The 18,054-nt window shown below is 67.9% G+C and carries 18 protein-coding genes; 5 read left to right on the top strand and 13 right to left on the bottom strand.

Annotated features, from left to right (window positions below; translation table 11 throughout):
- Positions 1-166: 166 nt before the first annotated feature.
- The 3 genes from JDV09_RS01655 to JDV09_RS01645 form a co-directional block, all read right to left on the bottom strand.
- On the bottom strand, positions 167-1,576 hold the full coding sequence (locus JDV09_RS01655; RefSeq protein ID WP_221367345.1) for a selenium-binding protein SBP56-related protein: 1,410 nt from the start codon (positions 1,574-1,576) through the stop codon (positions 167-169).
- 804 nt (positions 1,577-2,380) lie between these two features.
- The gene (locus JDV09_RS01650) at positions 2,381-2,716 is read right to left on the bottom strand and encodes an excalibur calcium-binding domain-containing protein (protein ID WP_221367344.1); all 336 of its coding nucleotides are present in this window, start codon (positions 2,714-2,716) and stop codon (positions 2,381-2,383) included.
- Between the two features lie 711 nt (positions 2,717-3,427).
- The gene (locus tag JDV09_RS01645; protein ID WP_221367343.1) at positions 3,428-4,597 is read right to left on the bottom strand and encodes an acyl-CoA dehydrogenase family protein; all 1,170 of its coding nucleotides are present in this window, start codon (positions 4,595-4,597) and stop codon (positions 3,428-3,430) included.
- A 102-nt stretch (positions 4,598-4,699) separates the two neighbouring features.
- Between JDV09_RS01645 and JDV09_RS01640 the strand changes: the two genes are divergently transcribed.
- Entirely contained in the window at positions 4,700-5,173 is a 474-nt protein-coding gene (locus JDV09_RS01640) for an SRPBCC family protein (protein ID WP_221367342.1), read from the top strand.
- A gap of 45 nt (positions 5,174-5,218) precedes the next feature.
- Here JDV09_RS01640 and JDV09_RS01635 read toward each other — a convergent pair whose 3' ends face one another.
- From JDV09_RS01635 to JDV09_RS01605, 7 genes are read right to left on the bottom strand one after another with little or no spacing between them, the layout of a single operon-like run.
- Entirely contained in the window at positions 5,219-6,160 is a 942-nt protein-coding gene (locus JDV09_RS01635; protein WP_372452821.1) for an alpha/beta hydrolase, read from the bottom strand.
- Between the two features lie 6 nt (positions 6,161-6,166).
- Entirely contained in the window at positions 6,167-7,675 is a 1,509-nt protein-coding gene (locus tag JDV09_RS01630) for a flavin-containing monooxygenase (protein WP_221367480.1), read from the bottom strand.
- An 8-nt stretch (positions 7,676-7,683) separates the two neighbouring features.
- Complete coding sequence (locus JDV09_RS01625; RefSeq protein ID WP_221367341.1) at positions 7,684-8,421, bottom strand: SDR family NAD(P)-dependent oxidoreductase; 738 nt, start codon at positions 8,419-8,421, stop codon at positions 7,684-7,686.
- A complete protein-coding gene (locus JDV09_RS01620; protein WP_221367340.1) occupies positions 8,418-9,209 on the bottom strand; it encodes an HpcH/HpaI aldolase family protein in 792 nt (263 codons plus the stop codon). The genes JDV09_RS01625 and JDV09_RS01620 overlap by 4 nt, the downstream gene beginning before the upstream one ends.
- 1 nt (position 9,210) lies before the next feature.
- Positions 9,211-10,179, bottom strand: coding sequence for a zinc-binding dehydrogenase (locus JDV09_RS01615; protein ID WP_221367339.1), 969 nt, complete (start codon positions 10,177-10,179; stop codon positions 9,211-9,213).
- Position 10,180: 1 nt separating this feature from the next.
- Entirely contained in the window at positions 10,181-11,428 is a 1,248-nt protein-coding gene (locus tag JDV09_RS01610; protein WP_221367338.1) for a cytochrome P450, read from the bottom strand.
- Positions 11,429-11,433: 5 nt separating this feature from the next.
- Positions 11,434-12,138, bottom strand: a complete 705-nt coding sequence (locus JDV09_RS01605) for an NIPSNAP family protein (RefSeq protein WP_221367479.1) — start codon at positions 12,136-12,138, stop codon at positions 11,434-11,436.
- Positions 12,139-12,294: 156 nt separating this feature from the next.
- Here JDV09_RS01605 and JDV09_RS01600 point away from each other — a divergent pair, with 156 nt between their 5' ends.
- On the top strand, positions 12,295-13,137 hold the full coding sequence (locus tag JDV09_RS01600; protein WP_221367337.1) for an SMP-30/gluconolactonase/LRE family protein: 843 nt from the start codon (positions 12,295-12,297) through the stop codon (positions 13,135-13,137).
- Between the two features lie 25 nt (positions 13,138-13,162).
- Positions 13,163-13,981 carry a thioesterase family protein gene (locus JDV09_RS01595; RefSeq protein WP_221367478.1) on the top strand — a complete coding sequence of 273 codons (819 nt, stop codon included), beginning with the start codon at positions 13,163-13,165 and terminating at the stop codon, positions 13,979-13,981.
- Between the two features lie 74 nt (positions 13,982-14,055).
- Here JDV09_RS01595 and JDV09_RS01590 read toward each other — a convergent pair whose 3' ends face one another.
- Both JDV09_RS01590 and JDV09_RS01585 read right to left on the bottom strand, forming a co-directional pair.
- Positions 14,056-14,247: a ferredoxin gene (locus JDV09_RS01590; protein ID WP_221367336.1), complete on the bottom strand. Its 192-nt coding sequence runs from the start codon at positions 14,245-14,247 to the stop codon at positions 14,056-14,058.
- 22 nt (positions 14,248-14,269) lie between these two features.
- The gene (locus tag JDV09_RS01585; protein WP_221367335.1) at positions 14,270-15,523 is read right to left on the bottom strand and encodes a cytochrome P450; all 1,254 of its coding nucleotides are present in this window, start codon (positions 15,521-15,523) and stop codon (positions 14,270-14,272) included.
- Between the two features lie 44 nt (positions 15,524-15,567).
- Here JDV09_RS01585 and JDV09_RS01580 point away from each other — a divergent pair, with 44 nt between their 5' ends.
- Positions 15,568-16,158: a TetR/AcrR family transcriptional regulator gene (locus tag JDV09_RS01580; RefSeq protein ID WP_221367334.1), complete on the top strand. Its 591-nt coding sequence runs from the start codon at positions 15,568-15,570 to the stop codon at positions 16,156-16,158.
- An 83-nt stretch (positions 16,159-16,241) separates the two neighbouring features.
- On the top strand, positions 16,242-16,847 hold the full coding sequence (locus JDV09_RS01575) for a TetR/AcrR family transcriptional regulator (protein ID WP_221367333.1): 606 nt from the start codon (positions 16,242-16,244) through the stop codon (positions 16,845-16,847).
- Here the strand turns inward: JDV09_RS01575 and JDV09_RS01570 are convergent.
- Positions 16,840-17,985 (bottom strand): DUF1214 domain-containing protein, encoded by a 1,146-nt coding sequence (locus JDV09_RS01570; protein WP_221367332.1) that lies wholly within the window; start codon positions 17,983-17,985, stop codon positions 16,840-16,842. The genes JDV09_RS01575 and JDV09_RS01570 overlap by 8 nt on opposite strands.
- Positions 17,986-18,054 lie beyond the last annotated feature (69 nt).

The following is an 18,054-nucleotide window of genomic DNA, read 5'->3' as shown; positions in this document are numbered from 1 at the left end:
GACCCATACCGTTGCCGCCGTGGACGGGTCGGGCCCGCAAGCTCGGCCAGAAGGCCATTGCCAACATCGGCGCGGCCCATGCCGACGGTCTGCGGTGGGTGCGCACCCGATATGCGCACCGATGTAGTCGAGCGGCGATGTCGCTCACGTGGCGGTGCAGTGGGAATCAGTTATAGCAGTAGGAGTCTGACGAAGCGTCGCCGCCTTGCAGCCGGATCTGGTGCACGCGCAGGCCTCGGAACTCTTCGCCGTACGGGAAGAATTTTTCGTCGATGCTCAGCCCGCCGGCGGGATCCGCGTCGAGCTTAGCCATCCAGGCGCCGACGCCGTCGGGGTAGAACTGGTCGTCCCATGCCCCATACAGCGAGTTGGTGAAGTACACCCGTCTGCCGTCGCGGCTGACCTCGACCATCTGGGGACCGCCGGCCAACGGCATCTCGGGTGTCGCCGGGTGCGGAGCCCGGTCGACGATGCCGCCGAGCCGCACCGATCCCACCTGCTTCGGGTTCACGGGATCCGAGACGTCGAACTGCTTCATCTCACCGGTGCCCCAGCAGGACACGTAGAGGAACCGATCGTCGACCGACAGGTCGATGTCGGTGATGAGCGGCGGCACCGCGGCAAACGGCTTGAGCGCCGCAGGCAGCGACTCCGGGTCGGCGGGCTCCGCGGGGATGCTGATGACCTTCTCGGCCCTCCACCCGTGCTCGTCGCGGGACCAGCGCCACACCGAGCCGGACAGGTCCTCGGTGGAGATCACGACCCCGACGAAGCCCCAAGTCGCATCGGGGTCGTGGGACGGACGCACCTCCAGTACCATCTGGTGTTGGGCGCCCAGGTCGACGCGCTGGATGTGCTCACCCTTGGCGAGGTCCCAGAAGTGGATGGCGTGGCCGTACTTCTGGCCCAACAACAATTCCGGCACGATGCCGTTCTCGATCATCGAGGGGCTGCCCCACTCGCTCGAGATCAGCACGTTCTGATTCAGGTGCCACCAGGCGTCGTAGTGGAAGTGCTGGGGCCCGCGGTCGGTCTCCCAGGCACGTAGGACGTCGAATGTCGCGTGGTCGAGCAGCGCGATCCCGCCCGGTCCGTCGTCGTTGCCCTCGGGGCCGCCCAGGCAGGTGAGAAAGACCCCGTCGGGTCCGCAGTGAAGAGTGTGCGGACGCGAGTATCCGGCCTCTTGGGACAGGCTTTTGGCGTCGATTGTCTTGATCAGTGCGGGGTTGCGTGGGTCGGGCTGGGTGTCGAACACGTGGATGTTGGAGGATCGCAGCCCGGGAACCAGGAGGTAGCGGCGCGCGAGGCCCTCCATGTCGTGACCCTCGTGTTTGAGCGCGCTGCTGCACGCGTTCCAGCCGAAATGATGAAGCTCGTCGCCGCGGCCGGGAACCTCTGTCCAGCCGACCACCCGCCCATAGCTGTCCGAGGCGGGATCGACGTCGACGACGGTCATCGCGTCATGCTTCTGTGCCGTGCGGTCGAAGGCCACCACGTACGCGAGCTGCTCACCGGGAGCGGCCGCCGCCTCTGCGGCGGTCCGGTAAAACGTCGGATCGATCGATGGATGAGCCATGTGAGGACCTCCCAAATGGGGTCACTGGTGCTCCAAGACAAGCCGCACGCAACTGCATCCGGTCGTCGTGAAAAGCATAGTCTCGGCCTGCTCGGCCCGTCGACGATTCGCCAATCCAGCGGGCGACCAAGCTGACCTGATAGCGGGCTGTAGGTGATCGCAGTATCAGTACCGCCAGGGACATAGCCATTCCATCCGCGTCCTCGGGGGATCTCCGCATCGTCTGGAGCGGATACGTCTGACCGGATTTGATCAACTTGACATGAAGGTAGCCTCCTCATCCAATCCCTGACCCTGAAACGAGGCCGGCACCGGCCCATTTTCACTTGACTACCGGACGTCCAGGCTGGCTCCGGTGTGGCGAACTCAACCGCCGACTCACTGCCTGAGCACCTCGCCATTCTTGACGATCTCGAGACCCGTGTTTCGTGAGTTTCCCAGCCATCGGCCTTGTCGAGATTGGCGAGGGTGCGCCCGTAGCGGTCGGTTCGATCTCGAGCCCGGTCGGTCTGGACCGCCACACGTTGCCCCAGCAGAGTCGCCTTCGCGAATTCGGTTGGTATCCGACCCCAGCAGCCGACCAGATAGCCGGGTTCTTGGTCTCTGGGGTGTCGATGCCCAAGACGCGTACGCGCAGTCGGCCGCGAACATCGTCGCGGATGTCGATGGTTGTCGCCGTGAACGATCTTGAGCACCACGGCGGTGGTGCCCACCACGTCGGCTGTCGCAGTGAGCGGCGCAACGAGACACGCTGGGGTTAGGGCCGGCACCGCGAGCAACCCAACATACAGGCGTTTCAAGTCTCTACGAGGACGACTTGCAGCCGATGCCGTCGCCGTCGCTGTCCAGCCAAGGCCCGTACTCGTCGCTGCTCGAGGGGATTTTGGTGTCACCGTTTCGGTGCAGTTCTTGTACGGCGCGGCGCTCGCGGGCGCGGGCTTGGGTCAACACGGCGCGCCGGTCGGCGGCTTTGTCGGTGGCCAACCCGTAGTGCACGTCGGCGAGTGAGTGTAGGGTGATATGGGCCTCATCACACAGCGTGGTCGCGCAGACAAAGATTGTCTGCCTCGCATCCGTCAGGCAGGTGCGTCGTCGCACGCGCGTCCGGAAACCGGAGAGGCCCGTTGTGAACGGTATCATTCAGCACAAACGTCTTCAGCGAGCCTTCTCGATTTTCGCCACTGCCACAATACTTTTCGCCACTGCCGCACTACTCCTGGCAGTCGATATATCAACTGCCAGTGCAGTCCCACAAGATCTCACCGCGGAAGAGGCCAAGGAGGACTGTGAAAACGCAGGCGGCAATTTTGAGGACTATTTCGATGAGGGTTACGCTTGTGTCTACGACGGATTTACCCAGGTCTGCCGCCAAGGCACATGCAAGATAATCTGCCACGACGGTATTACGTTTAAGTGTATAAGTGACCATAAGCTCGAACTCCCCGACACCACTCCGCCTCCAACAACCCCGCCTCGCGGCGGCCCCGTCATTGTGGACCCGCCCATACAGGTCGCTGAAGCTCCTGACACCAGTCCACCTAAAAAAACCCAGCCTCGCGGCGGGGACTGTCTGACAAACGGTGAACCTGATCCTGGCATTTGTTAGTTGCCAGTCGGAGTGATCCGGCCGTTGAGGTCGTCGCGAACGCATCGGGACCAGACCCGCGCACGACACCAGATTCCGATCATCGATGCGGGCTGAGGTAACGGGTCGAGCGTGAGATGCCTGCATCTCAGTGCTGCTCTTCGTCGTGGCCGAATGTGGCCTAATACAACCTCATACCTTCACGACAGCAGTGGATATCGGCGTTACGACCCCGCCCAAACCGCCGCCCGATCGGTGTATCGAGACTAAGCACGCACGGGCGCGTACTGCGGCCGGCCCAGCCCGAGCGCGTGCTGGGCGATCATGTTGCGGAACACGTCCAGTGTTCCGCCGTAGATGCCGGTGGGGCCGGCCATCCGGTAGACGTACTCGGCAGCGCCGTCGGCCGCCGCCCCGCGGGTCCCGGTGGTCAGGCCGGCTGCCGCCCCGAGTATGTCCATCAGTTCCGGCGCCACGTCGCGCAGGGTCTGCGCGATGGCGACCCGGCCGTACATCTCCGGCGTGCTCAGCGCGACCTCCAGACGAGCGATGCTGCGGCCCAGCCGGTAGCCGACCGACCGGTCGTCCAGCCCGCCGCCGGCGGCGATCGCGGCCGCGGTGGCGTCGACGGCCTCGGCGAGCACGATCGCGTGCTCGGTCATCGCGGCGATCTTGTGCAGCCCGCTGTCGTCGCGATCGACGGTGCCGTGTTCTGCGTCGAGGGCTTCCCGCAGCACGGCCCAGCCGCCGTCGACGGCGCCGACCCGGTGGCGGTCGTCGACCCGCACGTCGCTGTAGTAGGTGATGTTGGTGCGCTCGCCGTCGACCGTGCGTAGCGCCTGGACATCCACCCCCGGGGTGTCCAGCGGGACCAGGAACATCGTCAGGCTTCGGTGTTTGGGCGCACTCGGATCGGTGTTGGTGATCAGGAAGACATATTGGGCATGGTGGGCGTTCGACGTGAACATCTTGGAGCCATTTATGACCCAGCCGGTCCCGTCCCGCACCGCACGGGTCTTGCAGGTTGCGACGTCGGAGCCGCCTCCGGGTTCGGTATAGCCCAGACACAGCCGGTAGTGACCGGACAGCGTCTTGGCCAGCACCTCGTCCCGCAGTTCGTCGCACCCGAATCGGTTCACCGCGGAGGCCACCATCATGGTGGGCCCCCAGTGCCACCAAGGCGTTCGGGCCCTGCCGATCTCCAGCTCCCAGATCCGCCGCTGCACCGCGGTGAAGCCACCCTCGGCTTCGGGCCGCCAGTCGCGTTCCAGGTAGCCGGCGGCACCGAGGGCGAGATGGACCTCCTCGTCGAAGTTGTCACCGGTTTCCCGGTCGCGGCGGATCACCTCGTCGGTGACCACGGTGGCCAGGAAGTCGCGCAGTTCGGCCTGGAAGGCCCGATCCTCGTCACAGAGCTGCACCTCGGAGAAATCCATGCTGAAACTCCCTTCCCCGGCGCCGGCGAAATTCCCAATCGCAGCGTGACACTACGCCTAGTATTTGTAAAGCTCGACGGACTACGGCGGCAGAGGAGAACTGTGGGAATCGTGACGACGTCGTCGGAGACGACATTCACTCAGTCGCCACAAGAGATCTACGACTTCGTGACCAACCCGGTGAACTGGACCAAGACCTATCCCGGCAGCGCCCACGTCGGCAAGATCCCCGAGAAGCTGCCGCTCGAGGTCGGCGACACGTGGACCGAGGCGGGACCGGACGGCGAGCGGATCTTCACCTGGCATCTGGCCATGGCGACCCGTCCGAAACTGTGGATGTTCACCTCGGTGGGCAACCTCGGCCACGACAGCGACGGCAACGGCGGTATGCCGGGCCGGATCACCGTGCAATACGAGTTCATTCGGCCGGGTGAGAACATCACGCTGTTCCGGCGCACCATGACCATCGAGGCGTACAAGGACTGTCCCCTGCCCGACGGGTTCTTCCGGACCGTCAACCCGGCCAACATCGACGCCTATCACGCCGCCGTCGCCCGCGAGCTCAGCAACTCGTGATTTCGGTGTACTTCGTCACATCTGACGTGACGAAGTACACCGAAATCACAAGAACGCCCGGCGCAGCGCCGCGCCCTGCATCGCGAACAGCTGCTCGCTGGTCTCCCATTCGGGTACCAGGGAGTCGAACCCGTGGCAGGTGCCGGAGAACACGTGCAGTTCGGTGCCGACGCCGGCCCACATCAGGCGCAATGCGTAGTCGATGGCCTCGTCGCGCAGTGGGTCCAGCTCAGAACAGGTGATCAGCGTGGGGGGCAGTCCGTCCAACTCGCCGACTCGGGCCGGAACAGCGCCGGCGGGCACCCGTTCGCCCGCATAGTGCCGCCACATCCACCGCACCGCCTCGGTGTCGAATCCCGGTGTGGCGGTGAACTCCTCCTTCGACGGAGTCGGCCGGTCGTCGAGCACCGGCTGGTGCAGCAGCGTGAACACCACCGCGGGCACCTGCCCGGCCGTGGCGAGCTGGGCCAGCCGCGCCGCCAGCGACGCGCCCGCGCTGCTGCCCGCCACCGCCACCGCACCGGGGTCGATGCCCAGTTCGACCGCGCTGTGCACCGCCCACTGCAGGATCGCCGAGGCGTCGTCGAGGGCCGCGGGGAACGGATGCTCCGGCGCCAGCCGGTAGTCCACCGAGATCACCGTGCAGCGTCCGCGCCGGGCGAACTCCACACACTGACGGTGGTCGGTGTCGAGGTTGCCGAGAACGAAAGCACCGGAGTGGCAGTAGATCACCACCGGTGACGGCGGTGGTCCGCCGCGGTAGATCCGCACCGTGACGACCCGGTCCTCGACGGGCACCTCGCGTTGCTCGACCTCCGCGCCGACGGTGTCGACCGACCTGGCGGTCTCGGCCCGCCGCTGGTTCAGCGAGTCGCGGACCGCACCGAGCACCGGGGGCGACAGATCGGTGCGAATCTCCGACAGGTGTCGCAGTGCGGGGTCGAGCCGGGCGGTCACGTCGCCGCCGGGAATCCCCGGGATCGCCACGGCACGCTACCGTTTCACCGCGGTCTGGGCACCCACCTCGATCGGTTGTCGCACCGCGGGCGGGTCGAAGGTGTAGTCGCCCGACCGGAACCAGCGCGTCATACCCCAGAAATCGCGTGCGCTGCGCGGCCACTGGGTGACCACCCGGCCGTTGGCGGCCCGGAAGTAGTTGCTGCACCGGGTCAGCCAGACCGTGCCCTCCATCCACTTGTCGACCCGGGCCAGGAACCGGCTCGTCACGTCGGAACGCACCTCGATATACGGCTTGTTCTTGCGGCGCATGTACTTCAGCGCCCGCACGATGTAGTGCGCCTGGGCCTCCAACATGAAGATGACGCTGTTGGAACCGACGTTGGTGTTCGGCCCGTAGAGCATGAAGAAGTTCGGGAACCCGGGCACCGCCATGCCGAGATAGGCATACGCTCCGTCCCGCCAGACATCAGTCAAGGCAACGCCTTCCGCGCCGACCACCTCGATCTGTCCCAGGTAGTCGGCGGCTGCGTAGCCGGTTGCGCACAGCACCGCGTCGACGTCCAGTTCGGTGCCGTCCTCGGTGACCAGTGACCGCGACCGCAGGGTGCGGGCCGCGCTGGAAACCACCTCGACATGCGGCTGGTTGAGCGTCTGCAGATAGTCCGTCGCGAACACCAGCCGCTTGCATCCGAGGGGATGCTCCGGGGTCAGAGCGCGGCGCAGTTCCTCATCGGAAATCGTGGCTTCCAGTGAGCGCAACGCGATCTGTTTGAACTCCTGGGTCTTGTCGCTGCCGTTCTCGATCACCGAGATGTTCGACTCGCTGCGCAGCCACAGCCGGGTGCGGTAGATCCGCTTGGCCAGCGGGATGTGGGCGAACATCCATTTCTCGCGGTCGGTGTACGGGCGATCCGGCTTCGGCAGCACCCAGGTGGGCGAGCGCTGCACCGAGTAGACCTTGGCCGCAACCTTCGCCACCTCGGGAACGAGCTGCGATGCCGTCGATCCGGTGCCCAGTACCGCCACCCGCGCGCCGGCCAGATCCACCGAATGGTCCCAGCTCGCCGTGTGCATGACGGTGCCGGTGAACGGCTCCTCCTCGGCCAGGTCGGGCATCACCGGCTGGGTGAACACGCCGACCGCCGACACCACGATGTCGAAGGTGTACTCGTCCCCGTCGGCGGTCCGCACCAGCCACGTCTTGGTGTCCGGCTGCCATCGGGCGGAGACGATCTCGGTGTTGAGCCGCAGGTTGCCCGCCAGTTGGTAGCGCTGGGCGCACCGTTCGAAGTAGTCGAGGATCTCCGGCTGTTCGGGCCACAGCCGCGACCAGTCCGAGTTGAGGTCGAAGGAGTAGGAGTACAGGTGGGACTTCACGTCGCAGGCCAGGCCCGGGTAGGTGTTGATCCGCCAGGTTCCCCCGACGCCGTCCTCCCGGTCGAAGATGGTGAAGTCGTCGAATCCGGCCTTGCGCAAAAAGATTCCCAGCGCCAGCCCGCCCGGGCCGGCCCCGATGATGCCCACTGAGAGCGTCTTCGCCATATTGGTTGTCATCCAATCTGCAGGGACTGCCCACCGTCGACGATGAGCTCTGATCCGGTGATGAACGATGCGTGCTCGGAGACCAGGAACGCGACCGCATCGGCGATCTCCACGGGCTTGCCGATGCGGCCCATCAATGCGTGGGCGGCGAGCCGGGTCTGCGTCGCCGTGTCGAGCATCGGCGTCTCGACCGGTCCGGGGAACACCGCGTTGACGCGAATACCCGCCGGCGCCAGCTCCACCGCGGCGATCTGGGTCAACCCGCGCAGCGCCCACTTCGACGAGCCGTAGGCGATGTGGTTGGGGAATGCCCGGATCGCCCCGGTGCTGCAGGTGTTGACCACCGCCGCTCCCTCCGCGGTGCGCAGGTGCGGCAGGGCGGCCTGGATGCCCAGGAACGGGCCCAGGCAGTTGACCCGCCAGCTGCCCTCGAACCCGGCGGGCGTCTCGTCGGCCAGCGATGCGCGGTGTAGCACGCCGGCGTTGTTCACCAGCGTGGACAGCCCGCCGAACCGCTCCACCACGGTGTCCACCGCTTGTGCCCAGTCCTCGGGCGAGGTGACGTCGAGTGGCACCGCCATCGCCCGATCGCTGCCGAATGTGGCGACGGTCTCGGTGAGGTCGTCGGCGAGCCGGTCGCAGGCCGCGACCAGGTATCCGTCGGCGAGCAGCCGGGACGCGATCGCGGCGCCCTGCCCGCGGGCGGCACCGGTGACCAGCGCGACCCGGGCCGGGGCGGCGTTCACCGGTATCCCCCTGCGGCCGGGGTATCTCCGGGGTCCGCGCCGACGGCCTCGGCGAGGTGCGCGGCGGCCCCCCGGCGCAGGGCCTGCGACTCCGATGCCAGGGTGATCATCTGGAAGCCCTCCTGCGCCATCATGTTTCCGAACTTTCCGGCTCCTGCGTGGATTCCGGCGACCAGGCCGGCCGCCGTGGCGGTGTGGTGGATCCGCAGGATCGCGTCGCGGACCGTCGGCTCGGAGAACCCATCGGTGGGCCGGTACCCGAGGGAGATCGCCAGGTCCGCCGGCCCGACGTAGATCCCCGTCAGGCCGTCGACCGCGCAGATGTCGTCGAGCGCAGTCAGGCCCCGGGCGGTCTCGATCATCGCGAACACCGACGTGCGCGCCTCCAGAGCGCCCGGATCGACACCCAGGCTCGCCCGCAGCGGTCCGAAACTGCGCACCCCGCGCGGGGCGTACCGGGTGGCGGCCACCGCGGCCGCCGCCTGTTCGGCCGACTCGACCATCGCGATGACGACACCGTCGGCCCCGGCGTCCAGCACCCGCCCGATGGCGGCGGTATCGGCACCGGGCAACCGCACCACCGTGCCGATGTCGACGTGCTCGAGGCGACGCAGCATCAGCGCCACGTCGGCGTCGCTGAGATAGCCGTGCTGCACATCGAATCCGACGTAGCCGTAACCGGCCTGGGCGAACTCCTCGGGACCCAGCACCGTCGGGCCCACCACCCAGCCGCCCCACACCTGCGCCCTGGTGGCCAGCGCGTCCTGCAGCCTGCTCGTCGTCGTCATCTCAGCCCGCGATCGCGATCTTGACCCGATCGGGCACCGGGCGGCAGGCCAGCTCGAAGGCGGCCTGCGACTCGTCGACGCCGAAGGTGTGCGTGAGGTAGCGCGACAGCAGGCCGGGATGCTCGCGGGCGAACACGTCGGCCTTCTCGAGGACGCGCCGGCGGTCCAGCGTCACACCGGACTTCAGGGTCAGGTTGTTGCGCAGCATGGTCCGCATGCTGATCGGGTAGGCGTCGTCGTCGGGCACCCCGAAGTAGAACACCGTCCCGCCGAACGCGGCCGCTTCGACCGCGTGGGACAGGGTCGCGACCTGATGGCCCACCGCCTCGATCACGATGTCGGGCTTGGCTTCCGGGGTGAGGTGGCGCACCCAGCGGTCACTGGTCGCCCGCACGACGGTGTCGACCCCGAACGCGGGACCGATGTCGGCGCGGTCCACCGGGTCCACCCCGGTGACGTGGGCGGCGCCCGCGGCCTTGGCGACGTAGGAGAACAGCAACCCGATCGAACCCTGGCCGAGTACCGCGACATGGCGGCCGGCCAGCTCGGGCAGCTGCTCGACCGCGTAGAGCACACACGCGAGCGGCTGCAGCCCGACCGCCTGTGCCGGGGTGAGCCCGGCGTCGTAGGGCGCCAGCCCGTCGCCGTCGGCGACCACCTGTTCCATCAGGCCGTCGAAACCCGACGCCCAGCCCACCACCCGGTCACCGGCGCGATGAGCGGGGTGGCCGCTGGCGATCACCTCACCGACGATCTCGTGGATCGGGAAGCCGTTCTTCTCGGCGGCGCAGCGACCGGTGTCGCCGGGCAATCGGCCCTGTGCGCCACGGAATCCGGGCAGGTCGCTGCCGCAGATGCCGGCGGCGAGGAATCGCAGCAGTACCTGGCCGTCGCCCAGCGACTCGGGTGAGCGCGGTAGGACGTCGACCTTCTCGAAGGTGAACGGGGCGACCAGCCGGTAGGACCACACGTCAGGCCTCCACCCGGACTTCCGGGACCGCCGGAACTTCCACGGGCAGCCGGTTCCAGCCCCACTGGAAGCTGGACGGCGGCCTGGCCGCGGCGGCGGTGTCGACCTGGAAGTCCGGTACCCGTTTGAGCCACTCGGTGACCATGATCGCGATCTCCAGCCGGGCCAGATGCGCACCCAGGCAGAAGTGCTGTCCCCGGCCGAAGGCCAGCAGCCGCTCGATCGGCCGGTCCCAGATGAACCGGTCCGGTTCGGGGTATTCGCGTTCGTCCCGGTTCGCCGACGCGAGCAGCGAGATGATCCGCTGTCCCGGCTGGATCGTTTTGTCGTGCATGGTGAACGGCCTGCGCAGGGTGCGCGCGAACCACTGGGCGGGCGCGCAGAACCGGATCATCTCCTCGCGCGCGACCGGCACGTTGGCCGACAGGTCGGCGCGCACCGCGGCCAGCTGGTCGGGGTGGCGCGAGAGCTCCCACAGGCCGTGGGCGACGATCTTGGGCACCGTCTCGGTCCCGCCGATGAACACGCCGAGCATCTGGACGGCGGCCTCCATGTCGGACAGCGCCGAACCGTCGGGCAGCCGGTAGGCCAGCAGGTTGTCGACGATCGGCAGTTCGCCCCGATCCGCGCCCCCGCGCCGGCGCTGCACGACCGGGACGAGGTAGTCCAGGTAGCCCGGCCGGGCGTTGGCCACCTCGACGCCGCTGCCCGGTTCGGCCAGGCTGCCGGCATTGACGGTGGCCAGCACGTCGGCGGCCAGATCGGTTGGCAGGCCGACGAGTTCGCAGACCACCGAGGCGGCGACGATACCGCCGTACTCCTGGGTCAGGTCGAAACCGCCGCGGGGCAGCAGCTCGTCGAGGCGCTCGTTGGCCAGCGTGCGGATCCGGTCGGCCAGCGCGTTGACGGATCTGGGCCGGAACGGCGCCGCGGTGCAGCGACGGACGTCGTCGTAGATCGGGGCGTCGAAGTTGGCGTGGAACGGCAACGGGTGCAGCGGCGGGTCGGGTACCGGACCGTCGTTGTGGCGGGCCAGCACCGCCGCGGCGGGCAGCGTCCCCTCCGACGCGACGAACGTTCCGTCGTTGATCTCCAGCACATTCCAGATGTCGGCGAAGCGGGACAGCGCGAAGGTGTCCCACTTCTCCAGGTAGTACACCGGGTACTCGTCACGGAGCACCCGGTAGAACGGCAGCGGGTCGGCCATCACCGCGGGGTCGAACGGATCGTAGGTGAAGTCGGTCGGCATGACGATCACCGCAGCGGCGAGGGTGGCAGTGCGGCCAGGATCGAGTCCTCCCAGCCGTCACGCAGGGCGGGCGCGACGCTCATCCAGGTGACGATCTCGGCCGGTGGAGAATCCTTCCACGACGGGTAGTGGTTCTCGAAGCAGTCCCAGTCGCCCTCCAGCGCCCAGTAGTGGATCACCTCGTTGAATCGGAAGGTGGTGATGAACGAACCCAGCCAGCGCTTTCCGGTGGACTCCGACCACGGCACGTAGAGGCGTTCGAGCTCGCGGATGTAGTCGTCCTGGCGTCCCGGCTTGGTCTGCATGATCTCCTGGATCACCAGGCCCGCCTTGAAGTCCTCGGCCTGCAGCTGAGCCAGCGTCTTGTTGCTGCGTCCGGCGTACATGATCCGGCCCTCGCCCCGGGCCCCGATCTGCTGCAGGAATGTCGACCACTTCCCCGCGGCCGCGGAGTGGCTGCCGCCGGCGGCCTGGGCGCGGCCGATGCGCGCGTAGTCGGCGAAGGCGTCGATCTCCCAGATGATCGTCACCTGCGGCCAGTGCCCGTTGTACGGGGTGGTCTCCCACAGGGCGAACAGCCGGGCGCCGAGGTCGCTCATCATCGGGTGGTAGACGCCGCTGAACTCCGCGACGAACTGCTCGCTGCGGGCCGATCCGAGATCGATGGTCTCGTGCAGGTAGAGCAGGGTGTGGCTGTGATACTTCTTCATGTTCACGTCAGGCTCACGATCGGACACGTCCCCTCACCGGCGGGTGCACAACGGTGGCAGGTGGTTGACAGCTGCACCCAGCGAGCGTGACACTTGTCGCGTGTTTTGTAAAGTCACCGCGCACAGGAATCCGGGCGTCCGACCGGTCGTCGCCCGATGACTCGCACTCCGCTGGCCAATGGCTTCTGCTTCGGCGAAGGCCCCCGCTGGTTCGAGGGCCTGGTGTGGTTCTCCGACATGCTCGGCGAGGCCGTGCACACGGTCACGCTCGGCGGACAAATCAGCACGCTGCGCCTGGCCGGTCACGCACCCTCCGGGCTGGGTTTCCGGCCCGACGGCTCGCTGCTGATCGTCTCCACCGAACGCCGGCAGGTGCTGCGCTACGACGGTGAGTCCGTCAGCGTGGTCGCCGATGTCTCGGCGCTGGTTCCCGCAGCACTGGGCGACATGGTGATCGACCGGCACGGCTGCGCGTACGTGGGGTCGCAGGCCCGCACCGACGGGGTGATCGTGCGCATCGACCCCGACGCCGAGCCCGACCGGCGGGCCACCGTGGTGGCCACCGGGCTGGACTTCCCCAACGGCATGGCGATCACGCCGGACGGACAGACCCTGATCGTCGCCGAATCGACGGGACGGCGGCTGACCGCGTTCGACATCGACGAGGACGGGCGACTCGGCGGGCGAAGGCTTTTCGCCGAGGGCCTGGACGGACCGCCGGACGGCATCTGCCTGGACGCCGAGGGCGGGGTGTGGACGGCGATGACGCTGGCCCACCAGTTCGAGCGCATCGTGGCCGACGGCGACGGGCGGTTCACCGTTTCCGACCGCATCGACATCGACGGCCGCGCCGCCATCGCCTGCACGCTCGGCGGACCCGAGGGCCGGACGCTGTTCGTGCTGTCGTCCGCCGACGCCTACCCGGAACGCCTGCGGGGCACGAAACTGTCACGCCTGGAAGCCATCACCGTCGACGTGCCCGCCGCCGGCCACAGCTGAGAGGACACCAATGTCGGATTCCTGCATATCCGATTCCTACTACGTGCCCGTCGACGCCGACGACGCGCACGGCGAACGGTTCGCCGCCACCGATCTAGTGCGCAGCACGTGGTCGGCGGCCATCCAGCACGCTGCCCCGGTGTCCGCGCTGCTGGTGCGCGCCCTGCAACGCTGCGAACCGCGCGACGACACCCGGCTGAGCCGGGTGCTGATCGACCTGCTCGGCCCGGTGCCCGCGGAGGGCGATCTGTGGGTGCGCGCGCAACGCGAGCGCGCGGGCACCCAGATCGAACTGGTCAGCGCCGAGATGCTGGCGGCCGGCCCGGACGGGCAGCGCCGTGCGGTGGCCCGGGCCAGCGGGTGGCGGCTGCAGACCCTCGACACCGCCGACATCGTGCACGCCACCGCCGAGCCGCTGCGCCCACTCGCCGAGGCGCGCGGCCGCGACATGAAGAAGAACTGGGACCGCAACTACGTGCACAGCCTGGATTGGCGGTGGCTGACCAAGCCGATGAGCGACGGGCCGGGCGAGTCGTGGATCAGGCCGGAGGTGGACCTGGTCAAGGGCGAGCAGATGACGCCGCTGGAGCGGCTGTTCGCGGTGGCCGACGACGCCAACGGGATCGGCAGCAAGCTCGACATCCGCCGCTACACGTTCCTCAACACCGATCTGGTGGTGCATCTGCACCGGCTGCCCGTGGGCGAGTGGACCGGCATCCGGGCCGAGACGAATTACGGCCCGGACGGGATCGGGACGACGCTGGGAACGCTGTTCGACGAGGCCGGGCCGGTCGGCGCCATCCAGCAGTCGGTGCTGATCCGCCCCCGCCCCCCGAAGAACTGACCCGCCGCCAAGGTGCTACCCGGGTCGGGGACCGCGCGCCGCGACCACCCGGAGCGCACGCCCGCGGGCATTGCTCAGTCGACGAGCCGCAGCGCGGCCGCCGGGCACTGGGTGACGGCCCGCTGCATCCGCTCGCGGTCGGACTCCGGGCGTTCGGGGTCGTGGATCACCACCGTGCCGTCGTCTTGAACCTCGAACACGTCCTCGGCGATGGACTCGCAGATGCCGTGCCCGGTGCACTTGGACAGATCGACTTCGACCTTCATGTGAGCTCCGATCCTGACGGGTCTACCGGACGTGGGCGGGCAGCCGCTTCACGCCGTGCACGAAGCTGCTGTACAGCAGGTCGGGTTCGCCGAGTTCGACGGTCCGCAGCCGGGTGAGCAGCTCGCGGAACAGGTTTCGCAGCTCGGCCTTGGCGAGTTGGTTACCCAGGCAGAAATGCGGCCCGCCGCCGCCGAACCCCAGGTGCGGGTTGGGCGAACGGCTCACGTCGAACGCCTGCGGATGCCCGAACACCGTCTCGTCGCGGTTGGCCGAGCAGTAGAACAGGCCGACCTTGTCCCCCTCGGACACCGGCTGACCGTTGATCTCGGTGTCCTGGGTGGCAAAGCGCGCGAATTGCAGCACCGGCGAGGACCACCGGACTAACTCCTCGACGGCCGGACCGATCCGCCCCTCGAAATCGGCTGTCAGCCAGGCGCGCTGCTCGGGATGTTCGACCAGGGCCATCATCGCGTGTGTGGTGGTCTGCTTGGTGGTGTCGTTACCCGCCGAGGACAACAGGATCAGGAACGCGCCGATCTCCTCGTCGGTGAGCCGCTGCCCGTCCACCTCGGCATTGACCATGCTGGTCATCAGGTCGTCACCGGGGTGGTCGCGCCGGAACTTCGCCAGATCCGCGCCGGTGCTGGACAACAGCATGATCTCGGTCATGGTGTTGGCGGCCCGTTCTTCGAGCGAGCTGTACTCGTCGTCGCTCATCGAGAAGAGCTTCTCGGCCGCCTTCGCCACCGCGGGCTGATCGGCGGCGGGCACACCGAGCATCTCCATGATCGTCAGCATCGGCAGCCGCCCCGAACAGTCGGCCACGAAGTCGATGTCGCCCGCGCCGACGAGATCGTCGACGATCGCCACCGCGCTGCGCTGGATCTGCTCCTCGATCCGGCGCACGTTGCGCGGGGTGAACGCCGAGCTGATCAGCCGCCGGTAGGTCGAGTGCTGCGGCGGGTCCATCGTCAGGAAGAACGACGCGAACCGCTGCACCTCGGCGGGCATCGGGTCCAGCGCCACGCCCCGCTCGGAGGTGAACGCCTCGGGGTGTTGGCTGACGAAAGCGATGTCGGCGCGCCGGGTCACCGCCCAGAAACCGGCTTCTTCCATCGGGAACAGCGACGGGAACGGCGCGTGCCAGGTCAGCCCGTCGCCGGCCCGCAACCGCGCGAAAGTCTCGTCGCGCAAGGCAAACGGGCGGCTCCAGAAATCGTGTGAGGTGAGGTCGACAGCGCTGTGCTCGCGCTCGTGCAACGACGGGGCAGTCACCGGGTTAGCGTGACACTCAGACAAAAATTTGTAAAGCTATGTGGATGCAGCAGTCGTCGCCGGGCACCCGGGTCGGGCCTCAGGAGGCCGACGCGGACGGCTCGACGCGCCAACGGATCCTCGAGGCGACCGCGGAGGTGCTGGGCCGCAACGGAACGGCGAAACTGTCGCTGTCGGAAGTGGCCCAGCAGGCCGGGGTGTCTCGGCCGACGCTCTACCGCTATTTCGCCGACAAGCGGGAGTTGCTCGACGTGTTCGTGGTCTGGGAACGGCAGTACTACGAAAAGGCCATCGCCGAGGCCACCGCGAACCTGCCGCCGGACCAGCGCCTGGACGCCGCGCTGCAGGTCATCGTCGAGCAGCAGCTCTCCTACCCCGGGCTGCGCATGGTCGACGTCGAGCCCGACGAGGTGATCAAGCGGATGGCCGAGGTGCTGCCGCTGGTCCGGGAGCGGCTCGGCCGGTTCTGCAGCGGTCCCGACGCCGAGCTGTCGGCCGCGACGGCGGTCCGAGTGGCGATCTCGCAGTATCTGGTCCGCAGTGACGACAACGACGACTTTCTGGCCCAGCTGCGCCACGCCGCGCGCGTCAAGCACCACGCCCCGGCGAGCCACGACGAGTCCGGCGACGGCTGAACCGATTTCGGTCAGCGGCACACATCGGCACCGGTAGGGTGCTGATATGCAGCCCGGTCCCCGGCTCCCCGCAGGCGCCCATCGTGGGCCGTAGGGGGTGGCGGGGCGCGCCCCCGGCCGACGACGCCGAGGCCCGTAAACGTATCGTCGATGCCGCTTTGGCGAGCATCGAGCGTCGCGGTCCTCGGCTGACCACGCTCTCGGAGGTCGCCGCCGATCTGGGCATCGCCCGCCCGACCGTCTACCGGCACTTCGGCTCGACCGAGGAACTGCTGGCCGCCGCCGCACAGATCGCGCTCGACCATTGGACCGCGCGGATCGGCCAGCTGACCCGCAACCTGCACGATGCGACCGACCTGCTCGTCGAAGCCGTCGCCTACCTGATCGAGAAGCTTCCGGACGAGCCCTTGCTGGCCCTGCTGCTGGAAACCGACCGGACGCGGCTGGTGAGCCGGCAGATGGTCATGCCCGCTGCCGTCGCGCGCTCGCGGACCATGCTGGAGCACACCCACATCGACTGGGCGGCAATATCTTTCACCGGAAAGCGGATGGACGACCTGGTCGAATACCTACTCCGGATGATCCAGTCGATGGTCATCGCCCCGTCCGACCCGCCACGCAGCCCGGCCGCGCTGCGCCACTATCTGCGACAGTGGATCGGGCCCGTGACGGCCGGCGCCGTCAGCTGACCGCCACCGGGGCATCGGCAACCGGCACCACCCGGGTCTGCGGATGTTCGGGCAGATCCTCGGCGTGGAACCAGCGGAACGACATCAGCCCTTCGGGATGTCCCTTGGTCGAGATCGCGTTGGGATGGTCGAGCAGTTCCGTGGCGACCACGATCGTGACCGACCCGTCCGAATTGGGCACCGCGGTGCCCGAATTGAGGCCGGCACGGCCGTACTCGACGTCCAGCGCGGCCATGTACTGGTTCCACAGCGTCAGGTTCCAGAACCGGCACTCGGGGTGGGTCGACGTGATCACCAGCGCCTCCCCGGGCTCCAGCGCGAAGCCGCCGAGGCAGTAGCAGGCGTCCTGCATCGAGTATCCGTGCGTGGCCCCGCCCGCCCGGTAGGGCGGCGCGAGCGTGTTGAGCGACAACGACTGCCCGTCGGCCAGCTCCACCGGCCGGCGTTCCATCAGGATCAGCGGAATCAGCGCATACATGTCCTGGGCGAACCGCATCGCCGCACGCAGGCCCCGGGCCACGTCGGCGTCCGATTTCGCCGGCAGCACGGGCAGACCGGCGTGGTCGATGACCTCGATGTCCCACTCGACCCGCGCGCCGGAGTCCGGATGCAGATGGTAATCGCGGGTGAGGACGCCGCGCGCATCGGGTGAGAGCTCGATGAACGGCCCATCGTAGTTCGCCGGCCGCTGCGGGCCGAGCACGCAGGAGAACCTGCCGTCGTCGTCGAGCGTCATGTCGGTGTCGTAGAGCAGCCCGACGGTGCGGTTGGGCCAGGCCCCGGGCGCGGGCTCGTTGTACACCGTGACCGAGTACATGGCGCTGTCGTTGGGACGTCCGCTGACCCGGTAGGTCCGCCGCGGGTCGACCGCCGCGTAGCCGTAGTAGCAGTCGGTGTTGTCGCCGCCCCACCGCCGGTCGGGGCGGAACGGGGTCAACGTGTCGATGAAGCGGGGCGCGACCGGATCGGCGAAGAAATGCATGTCCAGCGACAGCGCGAGCATGGTGGCGAGGTTCTGATAACCCTCGGCGACGGCCGTCTGCCCCCGGACCGCCTTCGGACCCTCGAGGAACTGGGCGTCGAATTCGGCGAAGGCGGAAAGCAATTCACGCCAGGCCACAGCGCTGTCGGAGGACATGCGCTGGAATCATAGGCGCAAAAGTTACATCGCAACACTCCTTGTAAGATCTGTAACGTGCGAGTAGCG

This window comes from Mycolicibacterium xanthum (assembly GCF_019710635.1).
Classification (GTDB): Bacteria; Actinomycetota; Actinomycetes; order Mycobacteriales; family Mycobacteriaceae; genus Mycobacterium; species Mycobacterium xanthum.
This window is presented reverse-complemented; position numbering and strand designations above follow the sequence as displayed.